Genomic DNA, 16,702 nt, shown 5'->3' on the forward strand with positions numbered 1-16,702 from the left:
GTCATTTTTATGTCCTCTTCGCCAGTTTGCCTTTTTTGGGGCTTAAATTTTAAATTAACAAAGTAAAACAACAAGTAACATAAATTTTAAAATATTGCAACCTAAAATTCGATATAGTGTCTACTGTATGCGCCAAGATTTTACGAATCAGACGGTGCTGAAAATGCCAAAGATCATGCGCACGAATCTGGTCTGTTTTGAAACGTTTCGTCAAATGGGAGCCTGCTGTTTCGATACGCTTTCTGACACGCTTACAGAATTTGAGAAGAGAATTAGGAAACTTAGTTTTCATATTTTTCCTCTGAGGAGTGACAAAAATGATTCCGTGACGCTCCAGCAGCAAACCTGCCGGTGCAATTCCTGCAAATCCATCAAGAAATGTGTCTATGCTTTGAATATCATGCGGACGTGCAGGTGTCAATGGATAATGATGTGATCATTCCAAGCCGTGAAATGCGCAAACACAATTTGAATCCGTAGCAGTGTATGTCTTTTGCGGCGCAACAACCAAAATCAGCCTCTTCCGGAAAACAATGATCCCGCACAGCTCCGGTGCGGACGCAAACAGGCAGCGGAAATGTGTCAATTTCTTGAACATGATCATTGAATTGTCCAGTGATTTATTATTAAGCGCGGTTGAACATCCGCTTTAATATGCCATAAATTTGCATCCTGGCAGACAAATAAAGACCTGCCAGCAAGTTTATGAAAAAAGTGCGGATAATGCGAACGGAAGCATGCGGAGATGTCCTTGTCGCATTCGAGTTTGAAATTTCCGCCGCAGATTTCCATGGTGATGACCTCCTCATATGTCAAGGCAGGGTTGAATCCGCCCCGCCGCAGCCGGTCTTGCTGTTTGATGGCGCTGTATTGTTCACAGGCAAGCAGAAAGACAGCAATAACAAAATCGTCTCGATCCATTGTCGCACTCCTTGCGAATAGGGCTTAGATGCCGCTATGCTACAGGATGCGTCCAATGGATCGGATATTTTTTAAGAGTTGCACATTAGGTAGATTACCTAATTTTCCTGCCCATTGTTTTTTCAATCTGCCTCAGCGATTTACCCGCATTTAGTGCTTGACCAAAGCACATCCACCATATAAAGTAGTCCCATCATAATGGCTGCCGGTACACCTCATGGGAGGTGTGGCAGGCTGTTCTGCGGTGGAGAGCATTTACTCTTCTGACAGACAGCCGACAGGGAATCCGGTGTGAAACCGGAACTGGCCCGCAGCGGTAAGTGGAAACGAACACCGTCTCCTTGCACAAGGAAAAGCACTGCGCCGAGTTTTGGCGTGGGAAGCGGCGGTCAGTAGGCCCGCAGGCGCACGCCTGCATCGTCCGCAAGTCCGAAAACCTGCCGGCAACGCACCATCCGCTTTATCCCCTTCGAGGAGAGGAGAAAGTCATGCCGCACCGCGCCTTTCGCGCCGTGCCTGCGGCCCGCATTCCCTGCATCCGCAGTCCGGCCAGTTCCTTGCGTTCATTCACAGCATTTTTGCCGTCATCCATGAACAACGCAAGGAGAACACTATGAATTTTTCCACACAGGCAGAACGCCGCCAGCAGGGCAGAGCAGCACGGAAGCCGCTGACCATTATTGGTCAGGACATGCACATCTTGAACCCGCTGTTTTTTCGGGCGATTGAGGAAAAAGACAGCCGGGCTTTGGCGGCGATGGCCAAGCGGCAGGCGGAAGCTGGGGCTGATGCCTTGGATTTGAATCTTGGCCCGGCAAAGAAAAACAGCGAATTGCTGACATGGGCGGTGGCAACGGTGCTGGATGCGGCTGACTTGCCGCTGTTTGTCGCTTCGCAGGTTTTGAACCAGCCAGAGCTGCTGCAACGGCATCGCGGCAAGATCACAATCAATTTGGTGACCGCTGATCCGGCAACGCTGGCTGCCGATATGGAAAAAGCAGGGAAGTATGAAGCAGGTCTGGTTGTGCTGCTGACCAAGCCCGGCATGATCGCTTGCGCTGCGGACGACCGCCTGCTGCTAGCCGCCGAAGTTCTGGAGACTGCCGGGCGCGTCAGTTTTCCGCCAAACAAGCTCTGGCTGGATCCGCTTTTCCGGCCAAATTCTCAGGGGATGCCTGATCTTGAGCCGGTGCTGGAAACCCTTGCCGCCTTGCCGCTGCTCGGCCCAACACCGGTGCGGAGCCTTGCCGGGCTTTCCAGCGCAGCAGCCTTTCTGCCGCCGACCAAGCGGTCAGCGTGTCAGTGCCGACTGCTGCCGCTGCTGGCTGAGGCCGGATTGGACGCAGTCATCCTCAACTGCGGCGACCGCAGGTTGATGGAGACCATCCGCAGCAGCGGCGGGGAAGAAGCGGAAACCGCTCTTCCGTCAGCCGACTACCAGATGCGGAATTTGCCGGTGTCGATGTGAACAAAATCTGAGGAGGCGTAATAGCCCACGCCGCCCGCTTCAAGGGCGATGGCGCAGTCGCGCACCATGCGGGTGTTTTTGCCGGTCAGGCGGATGTCAATCGCTTGGCCGGACATGTGCAGACTGCGCTTGGCCACTCCGCCGCTTTTCTCACGCAGCTCCTGATTGCTCTGCGGCGAGCGGTAGGCGGAGACGATCTCATAGGTGCTGCGGCAGCCGATTTCTTGCTGAATCTGCCAGAGGATATCGAAAATTTCCGGGTCAATGGGATGCACCTCGCTGGTGCGGAAATCACGGAGGTACCGGTTGATCTGGCGCAGGGCCTTAGGATCATAGAGACCGTTGCGGACATAGGTGATATCAAGGCATTCACGGGTGTGCGTATGATAAAATGCCAAATTTCTATTGCCTTTTTCAACACGGCCAGCGGCCAAAGCTGGAGCGGCCTGAGCGGCGATTATCCCGGCGGCAGCCTTGGCGCCAAGGACAAGCAAAGAACGTCTATCCATCATGGCAGTCTCTCTTCCTTCATGGCAGGCCGCAGAAAAAGCAAAGCAGAGAACATCGGCAAAAGGCTTTGCTGTGCGTCCTGATAAAATTTTTTGAACAGTGCAAAAAACGGAATGCGGTCTGATACTGTTTATTAAACAGAATATTTCATCGCCTGTCAACCTCTCCCAAACAGAGAAAATATACGACAATGAGGTATCACAGAAAGAGCGCAGCGTTTGCCGCCTGCTTTTTCTGTCCAAAATGGCAGAAAAAATTTGCCGTGCGACATGGTCAGAAACTGGCTGGGCATTATAGCGGTCACGCGCGAACCGGACATCAAGCTGAATGCGCATCAACCACATAACGTATTGAAAGTTATTCCTCAATGGGTTATTCAACCCAAAACTGCTCTAGTTGACAGCTTGAATCTGCTTCTATGCGAATCTGGGACATCAGCCCTGGTTATCTCAACCGGCAGAGTCTGCTGGGCGAACACCGGGAGCTGCACGGCATAGCCGTCATCCTTGCTGAAGGAAAAAAGGGGTATTCGCGCCACCCGGAAACCCTGCGCTGGGCCGGGCACGGTCAGGCCTTGGCTGTCCGCCACCGGCAGTTAGCCTGCGAAATGCGCCTACGCGGCTACCGGGAGCAGTCGCCGCTGCCTGCGCTGGCGGGCGCGGACAGCTGGCCACGCAGCTATCTTGATGAACCGGCAGCGCAATTTGCCCTGCTCAGGAGCAAATATGCTGACCGGGAGCCGGGGCGGATTCCTCTGCCCCGCACGGCCCAGCAGCTCTGGAGTCAGCACAAATATTCCGTGCTGGCCCGTGATGTCTTGTTGTATAAAGAGATTGGCCAAAGCACCGCCAGCGGCAGGGCGGATTTTGCCCAGTTAGCCAAGCTGCTCGCGGAACTGCTGCGGCAGCCGCCGTCCGCAGGCGGGCTGAGAAATGCCGCGCAGCACATCTGGGGCCATGTGGCCGGGCTTGCTCCTGCGCCAACGGACAATCCGTCAGACTGGCCTTGTCTCCGTCTGCTGGAGGAGACGCAGCGCAGGGCCATGCTGCATAAGGAGCCGTATTTGCTCGCCTCCACTGCCTTGGCCGAGCTGGCGGTGTGGCTGGATGCACCCTGAACCATAGCTGATTGTGTCCTGATGCCTTCTTTTGCCCAACCATTCTGGCTGGCTGCCGGGCTGCTGGCCTGCTGCGCCGCCAGCTTGTTCCTCATCTTCAGCACACTGCGACGGCGGAAAATGCTGGAGCGGTTCGCCTCGCCGCATCTGCTGCCCATCCTGACCGCCAATGTCTCACCCATACGGCGGCGGCTGAAGAATGCCTGTTTCCTCGCTGGATTGGCCTGCCTTTTTCTTGCCTTGGCTCGGCCCCAATGGGGTCACCACGTGATTGAGCTGCGCAGCAGAGGCATAGACATTTTGATCGGCTTTGATGTGTCCAAATCCATGCTGGCACCGGATTTGAAGCCCAGCCGCCTTCAGCGGGCCAAGCTGGCGGTGCGCGACTTCACCGCCAAACTTGACGGCGACCGAATTGGCCTGCTGCCCTTTGCCGGCGCCTCTTTTCTGCTCTGCCCGCTGACCGCCGATTATGAAGCCTTCAACGCCGCGCTGGATGCCTTGGATGTCACTGCGATTCCCAAAGGCGGCACGGATGTCGGCAGGGCGATCCGTGAGGCGGCCAAGATTCTTGCCAATGAATCCAATCACAAAATTTTGCTCCTGCTGACTGACGGCGAAGATTTGGGCCAGCAGACTCTCGCGGCGGCGGAACTGGCACAACAGGAGCAACTGCTTATTTATACTATAGGTGTGGGCACGCCGCAGGGCGAGTTGATTCCGCTGCCGGGCGGCGGACCGGGCAATTTTGTCAAAGATGGCAACGGCGCGTTTGTCACCTCAAAGCTGGACGAAACCATGCTCACCGCCATTGCGGAAAAAACCGGCGGCAGCTATGTGCCGCTCGGCAACATGGGCCAAGGGCTTGACACGGTGCGGGAACGCAAGCTGGCCTTGATTCCCAAGGAGGAGCGCGGCCAGCGCACGAAGAAGGTGCCGATTGAACGCTTTCAATGGCCTCTGGGAGCGGCAGTGCTGCTGTTCAGCTTGGAATTTTTGCTGATAGGCCGCCGCAATCCGCTGCGCCTGCCCTTCATCACCACCGCAGGCCGGAGATGGCAGAAGAAACGGCAGGCAGCGGCAGCGCTGCTGCTGGTCTTTTGCGCCGCGCCAGTTCGGGCGGATGAGGGCAGCACGTTGTTTCAGGCCGGGAACTACCAAGAAGCTGCCAAGCTGTATCAGCGCAAGCTGGCAGAGGACAGCAGCAATCCTGCCGTGCATTTCAATCTTGGCGCAGCACTGCACAAGCAAGGCAGCTACGGGCGGGCTGCTGAGGAATTCAGCAAAGCATTGCAGACTGACGATGTGGCGTTGCAGGAAAAAAGTTATTATAATCGAGGTGCAAGTCAGTATGCGGCAGGCCGGGCACTGGAATCTGCCAATCTGAATCAGGCGGTGCAGCAGTTGCAGCAGGCCAAGCAGTCTTTTGCGGCAGCTCTCCGGCTGATGCCGGAAAATAAACCGGCGGCCCGCAGTCTGCAAGTGGTGGAAAAAAAATTGGCGGAGCTGAAGCAACGGCAGCAGGAGCAGCAGAAGAAGAATCAGCAGCAAGGCGAAATGAACGCGGAGAAAAAAGAGGAGTCGCCCAAGCAGCAAGGCGGCGGACAGCAGGGCAAGCAGGACAGTGCGACAAAAAAACAAGGCACTGATTCTGGAGAGAAGCAGGAACAAAGCAAGTCCCAGCAGCAAGGCAGCATGAACGCGGAGAAAAAAAAGGAGCCGCCGCAGGACGGGCAAGCAGCCGCTGCGCCTTCTGATAAGGATAAGGAACAACCGCAGAGCAAGAAGGATGCGGCGGCGGACAGGCAGTCCGCGCCAGCAGACAGAAAGCCGTCGCAGGGGCAGGAAAAGGAGGAGGCGAAAATGACAGGAAAAATGACTGAGGAGGAGGCGAAGAGCCTGCTCGACAGCTTGAAGAGCGAGCAGGGCGAACTGAATTTCATGCCGCAAGAGGCTGCCGACAACGAAGCGGTCGGCAGAGACTGGTGATGCGGCGCGTCATCCTGCTGCTTGGTCTACTCTGTTGTTTGGCCGCCAGCGGCTGGGCGGCAGAGGTGCAGGTCAAGGCGGAGCTGAATCCGGCGGCTTTCGCCGTGGATCAGGCTGCGGAATTGGCCATCATCGTCAACGGAGCCAGTAACGCGCAGCCGGAACTGCCTGTCGCTGACGGCCTGCGTTTCCGCCAGCTTGGGCAAAGCCAGCAGTCTGTCTGGAACAACGGGCAGTTCTCGTCCAGCGTGGCCTTCACCTTTTCCGTGCAGGCAGAGAAGGAAGGGCAATACAGCATCGGCCCGGTCAAGGTGCGGGCGGATGGCAAAGATTACCTCACCCAACCGCTGCGCTGCACGGTCGGCCCAGCGAAAGGCAGTTTCTCGGCAGCCGCGCCTGACACTGCGCCGCTGGCAGCAGAAGATGTTGGCTTCATGCGGATTCAACCGGAAAAGGAAACCTTCCACATTGGCCAGATCGTTCCTTTTACTCTCAAAGCCTATTTCAAGCCGGGGCACCGCATCCATATCAAGACCGAGCCGCGTCTGACCAATGAAAATTTTCTCCTTCAATCATTGGATGCCCAGCCGATCCAGCAGCAGGAACAAGTGCAAGGCGAGCTGTTCACGGTGCTGACTTGGCGCGGCAGCATTTCAGCCCTGAAAGAAGGGGCCGCGCCTTTGGCGATGGAGGTGAATGCCGATCTGATGCTGCCGACGCGGCGCGGCAGCAATTCGTTTGATCAGCCCTTCATGGATGATCCCCTGTTTGACGAGCTGTTCAGCAGCTACACCCGCAAAGAAGTCAAGTTTGCCAGCCCGGACAAGCTGGTGACAGCCCTGCCGCTTCCGGCCAAAAACCGTCCGGCAGATTTCAAAGGCGCGGTGGGCACCTTCAGTTTGGCCGTGGCTGCCGCGCCTGCGGACGGCAAATTAGGCGAGCCAATCACCTTGAAGATGAAAATCACCGGCAGCGGCAATTTTGACCGGGTGCAGGCTCCTGAGCTGACGGACAGCGCAGGCTGGAAGGTCTATCCGCCTGCGAACAGCTTTTCCGGCAAGGGCAGCAAAGGCGAAAAGACTTTTGAGCAGGCGATAGTGCCGGTCAGCAGCAGCCTGAAGGCCGTGCCGCCGCTGCGTTTTTCATATTTTGATCCGGCTGCCGGAGACTACATCACCCTGACCAGCGAGCCGATTCCCCTGCGTCTTCACAGTGCGCCAGAACAGGCGCCTGCGCCCCAGCCTGCTCCGCCCGTCCAACCGAAAAAACGGCAGTTCGTGCCGCCTGCCGCTGGGGAGCCAGTCCAGTCCGTTTTGCATCTCCAGCCGCTGTATCGGCAGCGGCCATTTCAGCTTTTGATCGCTGGTGCCGCCTGCTGTTCAGTTGCCGGGCTGCTGCTTGATTTGCGCCGAAAACGGTTGGAGCATAATCCCGGCACGGTGCGGCGCAGACAGGCGGAACGGCAGCTGGCGCGGGATTGCCGGGCGATGCGGGAGGCCATCGTTGCAGGGGAGCAGGAGCAGTTCCGGCGGCATTGCCGGGAGGCGGTGCAACATTGGATTGGCACCTTGTGGGGGCGGAACGCTGCCGCCATCACCATGAACGATTTGCGAGAAGGGCTGCCTGCGGATTCGCCTTTGCTGCCGGTCTTTGCCCGGCTCGAAGCCAGCGGTTATGCGCTGGAACCATTGGCTGAACGCGAGATGGAGGTCATGTTGCAGACCGTGCGACAGGAGCTGGTCAAACTGGCATGAAACGGAATTTTTTCTTCTTTCTGCTGACCGCCGCTCTGTTCTGCGCGGTTCATCTGCTCTTCAGCAGCCTTTCTGCGCAGAACCAGCTTTCGGCTGCGGAGCAACTGCTTCATTTGGCCGACAGTTATGCTGATGCCGGTCAAACCGGGCTGGCCATGCTGAACTATGAACGCGCCCTGCTCCTCGTTCCGGGAGCCATTGCGGCTGAGAACAAACTGAGCGAGCTGCGCAGCACCGCTGGCCTGCTGAGAAAAAAAACGCTGCCAGAACAGCTGTCAGCACTGCTTGGCGCAGATCAGTGGCTGCTGCTTTCCGGCTCGGCCTTTTTTCTGTTTTCGCTGACCGTGCTTGCTGCCGGGCTTTTAGGCCGCCAGCGTTTTCCGCAAGCCTGCCGCCTAAGCGCGTTGCTGCTCGCGGCGGCCTTGCTGCCGCTGCCGCCAGCGTGGCTGGGCTATCAGCACTGGCAGGACGGCGTGGTGCTCCGTGACGCGCAGCTCCAGCTTTCGCCCTTTGCCGAGGCAGAGCAAATTGCCGCGCTCAAAGGCGGTTCCTTGGTGCGGCCTTTGCACAAAAAGCATGAAAGCTACCTCTTCGTCCGTGATGAAGACGGACGCAGCGGCTGGCTGGAGCAAAGCAACATGCAGCAGATTGCGCCCAGCCATTGAACTGCCGCAGGTATTGCTGCCTACGTCCACCAGATCGAACGCTTAGGCGGGTTGCCGTATTTTTCAAAGACATCGCCCGACTCCTTCAGCACCGCCTCCAGCTCCTCGACGGTGAAGTGATAGCCGTCCTCAGCAGCCAGCGCGACAAATTCCTCCTTGCTGGCCGGAACATCGTATTTCGCTTTGATCTTTTTATCCTTGCCGCCCGCTGTCAGCAGCTTTTCCACGTCCGCTTTCGCCATGATCAGACCTCTCCTGTAAAGTGCTTGTTGTTTTTATTGATGAGGGAAAAATTCAATCCGCAGGCTTTCCTCGCCGTCCTGCGCCAAGACGTAGAAGCCGCCGTCGTCAAGTCGCATTTCCCGCTCTGCCGCCGCCTGCTTGAGCAGGACGATCTGCTCCTGCGCCAGTGCCTGCTCCGCGTCGCGGTTGAGATGGAGCAGCAGCCTGCCGCTGTCGCCGGTGAATTGCAGCAGAAAGGCGTTGTGGTTGAGGAAAACTAAGTCCTCATAGACATGGGCGATGCCCATGCCCGCCGCCTCGACGATTTCCTTGACCACACCGAGTTTCCGTTCTGGCATGTTTTTAACCGGATTGATGAATTTTTCCGCAGAGCGGGCAGGCACAGGGGCCTGCCCTTACGACACGCGACCTGTAGGGGCAGCTTGCCCATCACGGTCTGTCAGGCCAGCCACCAACCGCCGCAGCCGCTCCGCCAGCTCCAGCATTGCCGGGATTTCCTTCATCTGCGGCGGGCTGATTTTGAAGCCGTCCAGATCGCAGATGTCCTGATACTGATCCATCTTCAGTAGTCCCTCGCCGATCTCCCCCATTTTGCCCGGAAAGACCTGCTCCATCGCCGCGACCAGATCAGCCATCGTGTGGTTGTACGGCAGCTCGCCGCAGCGCATCAGCGCGGCCATGATGAATTTCTCAATGGCCATCGCAATCAGGTTATACAGTATTTCCGGGGTGAAGGCCTGCACGCCCTTGCTCTGCGCCCGCGCCGCCGTGTTCAGAAAGCCCTCGCCGTGACGGAAGAACTCCTCCCAGCCCGTGACTTGGCGTAGTTCATGCAGCGGCTGAATTTTCATAGTATTTTCCGCAGGCAGATCATCGCCGTGGTCTGAAATCCCGTTTTTTGGTAAAAGGCCAAGGCCGGGGCGTTGTTCCGGTCAGCCAACAGCTGCACGCGGCTGGCTCCTTGGCTGACCGCCCATGCTTCGGCGGCAGCTGCAAGCCGCCTGCCAAGGCCCTTTCCCTGCTGTGCAGGCAGCACCGCCACATCCTCAATCAGCGCGGACGGTCCGCCTTGGGCGGTAGAAATCAGCAGCTGTCCCGTGCACATGCCGACCGCCGCGCCGTCCAGCTCCGCTGCGAAAACCGCCGCCTCTTCCCGGCCCAAGAGCAGCCGCAAACCACGCTCCTGCTTGGCCGCATCGAAGACAAAATCTTTCTCAATGCTGAAGAGCAGCCGCAGCAGGCCGACAAGGGCTGGGATGTCCTCCGGTCTGGCGCGGCGGATGACGGCGTTCATTCTGAAATCAGATACTTGGCCGCAGGCTCGCCCTCTTCAAGGCCGTCGAGAATGGCATCAATCACCTCCTCGCTGTTCACGCCGCCAAACCACCAGTTTTCCGGCTGAATCACCATCACCGGCCCTTTCTCGCATTGCTTGAGGCAGGTGGTGGCGGTGATGAGGCAGTCCAAGCCGCGATCCAGCACTTCCTCTTCGATGTATTGCAGAAAACCTTCGCTCTGCTTGTGGCAGATGCCTTTTTTGTCGCCTGCTGCGCGGAAACTCTGGCAGAGCAAAATCTGCCGCTTTGGTATGGCCATTTCTTCCCTCGTTCGGATGAGATTATTTCTTGCACTTTTGTTTTTTGCCGCCGCCGTAGAGCACGTCCACCAGACCGTCAATGCTGTCTTCAGCCAGCAGCACCTTGATGCCCTGCTCCGCCAGCACCTTCTGCGGATTCTCGCCCGCCTTCGCCGCCAGCAGGGCGAAGCAGTCAAAGAGGCATTCGCGGGCCAACGTCTCCCAGCGGGAAGTTCCTGCGCCTGCTTCCTGCGCGTCGCGCACCGTGAGCAGCGAGGGCAGCTCGTCGCCGCCGCGCGGGCCGTAAATCAGGATTTTTTCGGCCTGACCGAGGTGCAGATCCACCTCCATGCCGCTGCTGCTGACCACGGCCACATTGGGCCGCTCTTTTGTCGGCTTGGGCAGCAGCGTTCCGGCGAAAGCAGTGCCGCTGCCGGGCGGAGTGAGCAGGGTCGCGTCGTATTCAGCCAGTGCCAGATGCGCCGCCGCCGCTGCTTTGGCCTGATCCAGCACTGCGACGGAACAAGCGGGCGGCGCACCTTCTTCCTCTGGCACGGGCGTAAAGGGCAGCAAGGTCATGGAGGATGCGCCAAGCTGTACCATTTTCTCCGCAATCGCAGTAACGTGCTCGTCGTTGATGCCCGGATAGACCGTGGTCTGAATAGTCACTTTCAGCCCGGCCTGCGCCAGAGCCGCGACCGCTTTTTCCTGCTCGCTGATCAGAATCGCCGCCGCCTCAGCCAGCGGGAGCGTCCGCTTGCCCGGACGGATCCACGTGTATATTTTCTCAGCAATTTCTGCCGCTACTGCCTCCACTTGCAGGCTGATCTCGGCAATGTTCCGCTCCGCCAGCTTTGGCGCAAGGGCCGCCGCGCCCAATCCGGCAGCAGTCACGCGCAGGCTGAACTCAGGATGCTTGGCGCGGATCAGGTCAAGTGCGGCGAAGAGAATTTCAGGCGCGGCCAAGGCATCGCCCGGCCCGCAAACCGTCACGCCGCCGATGCTCTTGCCGCCTTTGAGCAGCTCGTCAAGCCACGCGGCAGCCTCTGCGGGCGGCAGGGCCGCAGCCGCTTTGCCGCCGCCGAAACGCCTGCCGCAGACCGCCTGCGGCGCAATCGGCAGAAGCAGGCTTTCAATCCGCATTGAGCGGGGGCAGGCGCGGTGTTCTTGGGGATATTGCAGCATGGTGTCATCCTCAGCAGCGGGCGGCGTTGATCCCCGCCCTTTACCTTGTTCAAAGCAAAGGCTGTGCCAAGAGATGGAATGCTATGTTTCTTCAGTGAAAACGTCAGGATGGGACAATGACAGCCTAAAGGTGCGGGCTATTCATTTTCGAAGAAAATGCAACAACATGGTAATACAAAGGCGTTTTTGTCGGATGTGATCAGAAAAAAAATGAGCGGGAAAAACCGCTCAAACTTTTTTCATTTCTTGATCTATATCAAGGAAAGGGAGCTGCGCTTGCCGGTATAGTAGAAAAAGCAGGCAAGATTATACTTCGGCAGAATTACTGCCATTCACACTGCAATCACTGCAAGGAGCCTTATTCATGAAGAAAACTATCCTTTTTGCCGCCGCGCTGCTGACTGTCGCCGCAGGCCCCAATGCCTTTGCTGCCGATAAAGCTGCTGCTCCTGCCGCCAAAGAGAGCAAGGCTGAGACCAACAAACCCGCTGAACCGTCGCTGTACGAGCAGATTGGCGGCGAGAAAGCCGTTGATGCCGCTGTTGATCTGTTCTACAAAAAAGTGCTGGCTGATGACCGGGTTAATGGCTTTTTCAAAGGCGTGGACATGAACCGTCAGCGCGGCATGCAGAAGGGCTTCCTCACCTTCGCGTTCGGCGGGCCAAATCATTATGCAGGCCGTGATCTCCGCGTCGTTCATGCCCATCTGGTGCAGCGCGGGCTGAACGACACCCACTTCGACATCATCATTGAGCATCTTGGTGCGGCACTGAAAGAGCTGAAGGTGAAGCCTGAGCTGATTCAGAAAGTCACTGATGTCGCCAACAGCGTGCGGAAGGATGTGTTGAACAAGTAAAAGCACGAAGGCTGTTGTACTCCGTGCCGTAAGTCAGGCTGGCCGCACTGGTCAGCTTGACTTGTTTTGTCTCATTTCACCCCCCCCTGTAAAATTTCTCCTGCAGTTTCGTGTAATTAAGCAGCTGAATCCGCCGTCCGTCCACCCGGATCAGTCCACCCGCGCTCATCTCAGCAAAAATCCGCGACAAGGTCTCCGCGCTGGTGCCCAGCAGATTGGCCAGTTGTTTCTTTGGAATATCAAGCAGCACATGATCAACATGCCCCTGCTGCTCGGCCAGATAGAGGAGATGTGAGGACAGCCGCTCTGGCACGTCTTTCAGCGCAAGGCTTTCAATTTTAGCGGCAAAACGGCGCAGCCGCCTGGCCAGCGCGGCCATGATCGCCAAAGATAAATCAGGGTGCGCGCTGATCAGCTCGATAAACTCATTTTTTGGGAAAAACAAGGCGGAAGCTGCGCCCATGCTGACCGCGCTGGCTGGAAAATGCTGGCCGTGAAAGACCGGCACGATGCCGAACGGCTCGCCCAGCCCCAAGATATACAGAATTTGCTCCCTGCCGTCCAAGGCCATCTTGACGAGCTTGATCTGCCCTTCGGCGACCATGTAAAAGCCGCAGCTCACCGCACCTTCCATAAAAATTGTCTCGCCGCGCCGAAAGTGTTTTTCCACGGCCATCGCAGCAAGCTCGGCCAGAGGCTGCCCGGAGATGCCCTGAAAAAGGACTGACTCGGCTAAAATTTTTTCTTTTCCTTTCATGGCGTTTTTTTCTCCTTCCTCTTGATGCGGGTCAAGGCACTGGGACAGTGCGGGCAGCTATACTGTTTCTATAGTCAGAAATATCGGTAAAGCGCAAGAAGAAAAACAAGCCGGAGTAAAGGCGAAACTTATTCGTCTGACTGTATTTTTCGGCTGGAGCAGACTGCATTTGTTACAAAATCGCAGCATACTCTGCAAAATTGCAACCGAGGGTGATTGGCAGCAATTTCATGATTTCTTAACAGATTTTTTCTCTGCCGATTTGCGGCTTGAAGGGGGCATTATGAGCAGCTTGACATCATTTTTGGCAAACAAGTGCCTCGAATACCTCCTGCAAGCAGTTCCTCAGACTTCCCAGCGGAAAACTCCTCTCCATCCGCCTTGGTCTGCCACTGGCGAGTCCTTTCACAGTCTCTGCGACGGCTGCGGTGCCTGCGTTCGAGCCTGCGCCAGCGGCATCATCAGCATGGATGAGAGCGGCTTTCCCGTCGTTGATTTCAGCAGCGGCTCCTGCACCTTCTGCGGCGACTGCGCCCAAAGCTGCCCAACCGGCGCACTGCGCTTCGAGGCAGAAAGCAAGCCGTGGCATCTGCAAGCGTGTATAGCGGAAAGCTGCCTGCTGGCACAGCGTGTGCTCTGCCGGAGCTGCGGCGACCGCTGCGAGCATGGGGCAATCCGTTTTTCGCTGACGGAAGGGCAGCTGCCGCAAATTCAGGTCGATCAATGCACCGGCTGCGGAGGCTGCGTCAGCGTTTGCCCGGTCGGCGCGGTTTCTCTGAATGATGCTCAAAAACAAGAACGAGGAAAACAATGAATATTTCCAGCATCGTGGTGCATTCCCGCCCGGAGCATGTGGAAAACCTGCGCGGGCAGATGGCGGCTTTGGCCGGGGTTGAGGTACATCTGGCCCAGCCCGACGGCAGGATGATCATCACGGTTGAGGACACGCCGGATGCAACTCCGTCGGAGACGATTATGAAGGTGCAGCTCCTGCCCGGCGTGCTGAATGCGGCAATGATTTACAATTATTGCGATGAGTAGGGGCGGCCCCCCGTGACCGCCCTGATGGTTCTCAGAAGACCGGAATGAAGAGACAAGGGCAGGCACAGGGGCCTGCCCCTACGAAAAACGAATTCACAAGGAGGAGGATTTTATGAAAAAAATGAACAGGCGTGATTTCATCCGGGCCAACGCGGCGGCAGCGGCAGCAGCGGTGGTCGGCGTGAACCTTCCGGCTGCGGCTGAAAGCCCGGCTCAGGTTCAGCAAAATGAGGGCGACGGCATCCGCTGGGACAAAGCTCCCTGCCGTTTCTGCGGCACGGGCTGCACCGTGCTGGTCGGCACAAAGGACGGCAAAGTGGTGGCCACACAAGGCGACCCGGATGCGCCGGTCAACCGGGGCCTGAACTGCATCAAGGGCTATTTCCTGTCCAAGATCATGTACGGCAAGGACCGCCTGACTCAGCCCCTGCTGCGCAAGAAGAACGGCCAATACGACAAGAACGGCGAGTTCGCCCCGGTGTCGTGGAAAGAGGCCTTCGACATCATGGAGCTGAAGTTCAAAGAATCCATCAAGAAGAACGGGCCGGAATCAGTGGGCATGTGCGGCTCCGGGCAGTGGATGATCTGGGAAGGCTACGCCGCGCAGAAGTTCATCAAGGCAGGGCTGCGCACCAACAACCTTGATCCCAACGCCCGCCACTGCATGGCCTCGGCAGTCACCGGCTTCATGCGCACCTTCGGCATTGACGAACCGATGGGCTGCTACGACGACATTGAACATGCGGATGCGTTCGTTCTTTGGGGATCAAACATGGCGGAAATGCACCCGATCCTCTGGTCGCGGATCACCAGCCGCCGCCTGAGCGCGAATCATGTCAAGGTGGCCGTGCTCTCCACATATCAGCACCGTTGCTTTGATCTGGCCGACATTCCGATGGTCTTCACCCCGCAGACCGACTTGGTCATCCTCAACTACATTGCCAACTACATCATTCAGCATGGCAAGGTGAATCAGGACTTCGTCAAACAGCACGTCAAGTTCAAGATCGGCACCACCGACATCGGCTACGGCCTGCGGCCTGATCATCCGAAAGAGAAAGCAGCCAAGAACGCGGCCAAAGCCACTGAGGCCGTTGATTGCAGCTTTGAGGACTACGCCAAGTTCGTCTCCGAGTACACCGTGGACAAAGCCAGCCAGATGTCCGGCGTGCCGAAGAAAGATTTGGAGGCCTTGGCCGAGCTGTATGCTGATCCCAGCCGCAAGGTGATGTCCTTATGGACGATGGGCTTCAACCAGCACACGCGGGGCACGTGGGTCAACAACATGATCTACAACATCCACCTGCTGGTGGGCAAAATTTCTGAGCCGGGCAACAGCCCCTTCTCGCTCACCGGCCAGCCGTCCGCCTGCGGCACCGCCCGCGAGGTCGGCTGCTTTGCCCACCGGCTGCCTGCGGACATGGTGGTCACCAACCCGGAGCACCGCCATCACGCCGAGGAAATCTGGAAGCTGCCCGAAGGCACCATCCCAGACAAGGTCGGCTATCACATTGTTCAGCAGAGCCGGATGCTCAAGGACGGCAAGCTGAATGTCTATTGGGTGATGTGCAACAACAACATGCAGGCTGGTGCCAACCTGAACGAGGAGAACTATCCCGGCTACCGCAACCCAAACAACTTCATCATCGTTTCCGATGTCTATCCGACTGTCACTGCCTTGGCTGCTGACCTGATCCTGCCTGCGGCGATGTGGGTGGAGAAGGAAGGCGCTTGGGGCAACGCCGAGCGGCGGACGCAGTTCCTCCGTCAGCAGGTCAAAGCGAAGGGTGAGGCGAAAAGCGATCTCTGGCAGATCGTGGAATTCTCCAAACGCTTCAAGACCGATGAGGTTTGGCCGCAGGAATTGCTGGATAAGAATCCGGCCTATAAGGGCAAAACCTTGTACGAGGTGCTCTACGCTAACGGCCAAGTGAACGAGTTCCCTCTCAGCCAGCTGCAACAGGGCTTTGACAACGATGAGGCCCATTATTTCGGCTTCTACATCCAGAAAGGGCTGTTCGAGGAATACGCCAAGTTTGGCCGGGGCCACGGCCATGACCTTGCTCCGTATGAAATGTACCATCAGGCGCGGGGCCTGCGTTGGCCGGTGGTGGACGGCAAGGAAACCCTCTGGCGTTTCCGCGAAGGCTATGATCCGTATGTGAAAAAAGGCGAGGGCGTGAAGTTCTACGGCCAGAAGGACGGCAAGGCGGTGATCTTCGCCCTGCCCTACGAGCCGCCGCCGGAGATGCCGGACGCGGAATACGACCTCTGGCTCTGCACGGGCCGCGTTCTGGAGCACTGGCATTCCGGCTCCATGACCCGCCGGGTGCCGGAGCTGTACCGGGCTGTGCCGGACGCGCTGCTCTTCATCCACCCGGACGATGCGAAAAAACGCGGCCTCAAGCGCGGCGAGCTGGCAAAGATAGTCTCCCGCCGGGGCGAGATCACCTGCACCGTGGAGACGCAAGGCCGCAACAAGCCGCCGCAGGGGCTGGTCTTCATCCCGTGGTTTGACGAAGGCCGCTTGGTCAATAAACTGACTTTGGACGCAACCTGCCCGATCTCCAAACAGACCGACTTCAAGAAGTGCGCGGTCAAGATCATGAAGGCATGACGG

At 57.5% G+C, this 16,702-nt stretch carries 19 protein-coding genes and 1 riboswitch; of the genes, 9 read left to right on the forward strand and 10 right to left on the reverse strand.

The genetic code is table 11. The features are described from left to right. Window positions 1-49 precede the first annotated feature (49 nt). Both ACNKH6_RS06860 and ACNKH6_RS06865 read right to left on the reverse strand, forming a co-directional pair. The gene (locus ACNKH6_RS06860; RefSeq protein WP_417914809.1) at window positions 50-421 is read right to left on the reverse strand and encodes a hypothetical protein; all 372 of its coding nucleotides are present in this window, start codon (window positions 419-421) and stop codon (window positions 50-52) included. 179 nt (window positions 422-600) lie between these two features. Continuing rightward, a complete protein-coding gene (locus ACNKH6_RS06865) occupies window positions 601-921 on the reverse strand; it encodes a hypothetical protein (protein ID WP_417914810.1) in 321 nt (106 codons plus the stop codon). Window positions 922-1,135: 214 nt separating this feature from the next. Beyond that, window positions 1,136-1,381, forward strand: a riboswitch (cobalamin riboswitch). A gap of 153 nt (window positions 1,382-1,534) precedes the next feature. Between ACNKH6_RS06865 and ACNKH6_RS06870 the strand changes: the two genes are divergently transcribed. After that, entirely contained in the window at window positions 1,535-2,389 is an 855-nt protein-coding gene (locus ACNKH6_RS06870; RefSeq protein WP_417914811.1) for a hypothetical protein, read from the forward strand. Here the strand turns inward: ACNKH6_RS06870 and ACNKH6_RS06875 are convergent. Beyond that, window positions 2,356-2,901: a DUF882 domain-containing protein gene (locus ACNKH6_RS06875; protein ID WP_417914812.1), complete on the reverse strand. Its 546-nt coding sequence runs from the start codon at window positions 2,899-2,901 to the stop codon at window positions 2,356-2,358. The two genes, ACNKH6_RS06870 and ACNKH6_RS06875, sit on opposite strands and share 34 nt — an antisense overlap. 416 nt (window positions 2,902-3,317) lie before the next feature. Between ACNKH6_RS06875 and ACNKH6_RS06880 the strand changes: the two genes are divergently transcribed. The 4 genes from ACNKH6_RS06880 to ACNKH6_RS06895 are packed head-to-tail and all read left to right on the forward strand — an operon-like array spanning window position 3,318 to window position 8,424. Next, on the forward strand, window positions 3,318-4,016 hold the full coding sequence (locus ACNKH6_RS06880; RefSeq protein ID WP_417914813.1) for a DUF1722 domain-containing protein: 699 nt from the start codon (window positions 3,318-3,320) through the stop codon (window positions 4,014-4,016). A 21-nt stretch (window positions 4,017-4,037) separates the two neighbouring features. Continuing rightward, on the forward strand, window positions 4,038-6,005 hold the full coding sequence (locus ACNKH6_RS06885; RefSeq protein WP_417914814.1) for a VWA domain-containing protein: 1,968 nt from the start codon (window positions 4,038-4,040) through the stop codon (window positions 6,003-6,005). Further along, the gene (locus tag ACNKH6_RS06890; protein WP_417914815.1) at window positions 6,005-7,759 is read left to right on the forward strand and encodes a BatD family protein; all 1,755 of its coding nucleotides are present in this window, start codon (window positions 6,005-6,007) and stop codon (window positions 7,757-7,759) included. Before ACNKH6_RS06885 ends, ACNKH6_RS06890 begins: the two co-directional genes overlap by 1 nt. Then, window positions 7,756-8,424: a hypothetical protein gene (locus ACNKH6_RS06895; RefSeq protein ID WP_417914816.1), complete on the forward strand. Its 669-nt coding sequence runs from the start codon at window positions 7,756-7,758 to the stop codon at window positions 8,422-8,424. The genes ACNKH6_RS06890 and ACNKH6_RS06895 overlap by 4 nt, the downstream gene beginning before the upstream one ends. Before the next feature lie 20 nt (window positions 8,425-8,444). Here the strand turns inward: ACNKH6_RS06895 and ACNKH6_RS06900 are convergent, their stop codons facing one another. The 6 genes from ACNKH6_RS06900 to ACNKH6_RS06925 are packed head-to-tail and all read right to left on the reverse strand — an operon-like array spanning window position 8,445 to window position 11,428. Continuing rightward, a complete protein-coding gene (locus ACNKH6_RS06900) occupies window positions 8,445-8,666 on the reverse strand; it encodes a Nif11-like leader peptide family natural product precursor (RefSeq protein WP_417914817.1) in 222 nt (73 codons plus the stop codon). Between the two features lie 33 nt (window positions 8,667-8,699). Next, complete coding sequence (locus ACNKH6_RS06905; RefSeq protein ID WP_417914818.1) at window positions 8,700-9,005, reverse strand: hypothetical protein; 306 nt, start codon at window positions 9,003-9,005, stop codon at window positions 8,700-8,702. Between the two features lie 57 nt (window positions 9,006-9,062). After that, window positions 9,063-9,518 carry a hypothetical protein gene (locus ACNKH6_RS06910; protein ID WP_417914819.1) on the reverse strand — a complete coding sequence of 152 codons (456 nt, stop codon included), beginning with the start codon at window positions 9,516-9,518 and terminating at the stop codon, window positions 9,063-9,065. Then, window positions 9,515-9,961 carry a GNAT family N-acetyltransferase gene (locus ACNKH6_RS06915; RefSeq protein WP_417914820.1) on the reverse strand — a complete coding sequence of 149 codons (447 nt, stop codon included), beginning with the start codon at window positions 9,959-9,961 and terminating at the stop codon, window positions 9,515-9,517. Before ACNKH6_RS06915 ends, ACNKH6_RS06910 begins: the two co-directional genes overlap by 4 nt. Next, window positions 9,958-10,263 (reverse strand): (2Fe-2S) ferredoxin domain-containing protein, encoded by a 306-nt coding sequence (locus ACNKH6_RS06920; RefSeq protein WP_417914821.1) that lies wholly within the window; start codon window positions 10,261-10,263, stop codon window positions 9,958-9,960. The genes ACNKH6_RS06915 and ACNKH6_RS06920 overlap by 4 nt, the downstream gene beginning before the upstream one ends. 22 nt (window positions 10,264-10,285) lie before the next feature. Then, on the reverse strand, window positions 10,286-11,428 hold the full coding sequence (locus ACNKH6_RS06925) for a NifB/NifX family molybdenum-iron cluster-binding protein (RefSeq protein ID WP_417914822.1): 1,143 nt from the start codon (window positions 11,426-11,428) through the stop codon (window positions 10,286-10,288). A 499-nt stretch (window positions 11,429-11,927) separates the two neighbouring features. Between ACNKH6_RS06925 and ACNKH6_RS06930 the strand changes: the two genes are divergently transcribed. After that, complete coding sequence (locus ACNKH6_RS06930) at window positions 11,928-12,284, forward strand: group I truncated hemoglobin (RefSeq protein ID WP_417914839.1); 357 nt, start codon at window positions 11,928-11,930, stop codon at window positions 12,282-12,284. 76 nt (window positions 12,285-12,360) lie between these two features. Here the strand turns inward: ACNKH6_RS06930 and ACNKH6_RS06935 are convergent, their stop codons facing one another. Then, window positions 12,361-13,041 (reverse strand): Crp/Fnr family transcriptional regulator, encoded by a 681-nt coding sequence (locus ACNKH6_RS06935; protein WP_417914823.1) that lies wholly within the window; start codon window positions 13,039-13,041, stop codon window positions 12,361-12,363. Window positions 13,042-13,345: 304 nt separating this feature from the next. Here ACNKH6_RS06935 and napF point away from each other — a divergent pair, with 304 nt between their 5' ends. The 3 genes from napF (at window position 13,346) to napA (ending at window position 16,699) form a co-directional block, all read left to right on the forward strand. Continuing rightward, entirely contained in the window at window positions 13,346-13,855 is a 510-nt protein-coding gene (gene napF / locus ACNKH6_RS06940; protein ID WP_417914824.1) for a ferredoxin-type protein NapF, read from the forward strand. Next, window positions 13,852-14,082, forward strand: a complete 231-nt coding sequence (locus ACNKH6_RS06945; RefSeq protein WP_417914825.1) for a chaperone NapD — start codon at window positions 13,852-13,854, stop codon at window positions 14,080-14,082. The genes napF and ACNKH6_RS06945 overlap by 4 nt, the downstream gene beginning before the upstream one ends. 112 nt (window positions 14,083-14,194) lie before the next feature. Further along, window positions 14,195-16,699 (forward strand): nitrate reductase catalytic subunit NapA, encoded by a 2,505-nt coding sequence (gene napA / locus ACNKH6_RS06950; protein WP_417914826.1) that lies wholly within the window; start codon window positions 14,195-14,197, stop codon window positions 16,697-16,699. Window positions 16,700-16,702 lie beyond the last annotated feature (3 nt).

The sequence above is a fragment of the Candidatus Electronema sp. JM genome, from assembly GCF_048287415.1.
Classification (GTDB): Bacteria; Desulfobacterota; Desulfobulbia; order Desulfobulbales; family Desulfobulbaceae; genus Electronema.

Excerpts from the sequence above, each read along its gene's own strand:
- ACNKH6_RS06865 (WP_417914810.1), bottom strand. The coding sequence starts at position 921 with ATGGATCGAGACGATTTTGTTATTGCTGTCTTTCTGCTTGCCTGTGAA.
- ACNKH6_RS06870 (WP_417914811.1), top strand. The coding sequence starts at position 1,535 with ATGAATTTTTCCACACAGGCAGAACGCCGCCAGCAGGGCAGAGCAGCA.
- ACNKH6_RS06875 (WP_417914812.1), bottom strand. The coding sequence starts at position 2,901 with ATGATGGATAGACGTTCTTTGCTTGTCCTTGGCGCCAAGGCTGCCGCC.
- ACNKH6_RS06880 (WP_417914813.1), top strand. The coding sequence starts at position 3,318 with ATGCGAATCTGGGACATCAGCCCTGGTTATCTCAACCGGCAGAGTCTG.
- ACNKH6_RS06885 (WP_417914814.1), top strand. The coding sequence starts at position 4,038 with ATGCCTTCTTTTGCCCAACCATTCTGGCTGGCTGCCGGGCTGCTGGCC.
- ACNKH6_RS06890 (WP_417914815.1), top strand. The coding sequence starts at position 6,005 with ATGCGGCGCGTCATCCTGCTGCTTGGTCTACTCTGTTGTTTGGCCGCC.
- ACNKH6_RS06895 (WP_417914816.1), top strand. The coding sequence starts at position 7,756 with ATGAAACGGAATTTTTTCTTCTTTCTGCTGACCGCCGCTCTGTTCTGC.
- ACNKH6_RS06900 (WP_417914817.1), bottom strand. The coding sequence starts at position 8,666 with ATGGCGAAAGCGGACGTGGAAAAGCTGCTGACAGCGGGCGGCAAGGAT.
- ACNKH6_RS06905 (WP_417914818.1), bottom strand. The coding sequence starts at position 9,005 with ATGCCAGAACGGAAACTCGGTGTGGTCAAGGAAATCGTCGAGGCGGCG.
- ACNKH6_RS06910 (WP_417914819.1), bottom strand. The coding sequence starts at position 9,518 with ATGAAAATTCAGCCGCTGCATGAACTACGCCAAGTCACGGGCTGGGAG.
- ACNKH6_RS06915 (WP_417914820.1), bottom strand. The coding sequence starts at position 9,961 with ATGAACGCCGTCATCCGCCGCGCCAGACCGGAGGACATCCCAGCCCTT.
- ACNKH6_RS06920 (WP_417914821.1), bottom strand. The coding sequence starts at position 10,263 with ATGGCCATACCAAAGCGGCAGATTTTGCTCTGCCAGAGTTTCCGCGCA.
- ACNKH6_RS06925 (WP_417914822.1), bottom strand. The coding sequence starts at position 11,428 with ATGCTGCAATATCCCCAAGAACACCGCGCCTGCCCCCGCTCAATGCGG.
- ACNKH6_RS06935 (WP_417914823.1), bottom strand. The coding sequence starts at position 13,041 with ATGAAAGGAAAAGAAAAAATTTTAGCCGAGTCAGTCCTTTTTCAGGGC.
- ACNKH6_RS06945 (WP_417914825.1), top strand. The coding sequence starts at position 13,852 with ATGAATATTTCCAGCATCGTGGTGCATTCCCGCCCGGAGCATGTGGAA.
- napA (WP_417914826.1), top strand. The coding sequence starts at position 14,195 with ATGAAAAAAATGAACAGGCGTGATTTCATCCGGGCCAACGCGGCGGCA.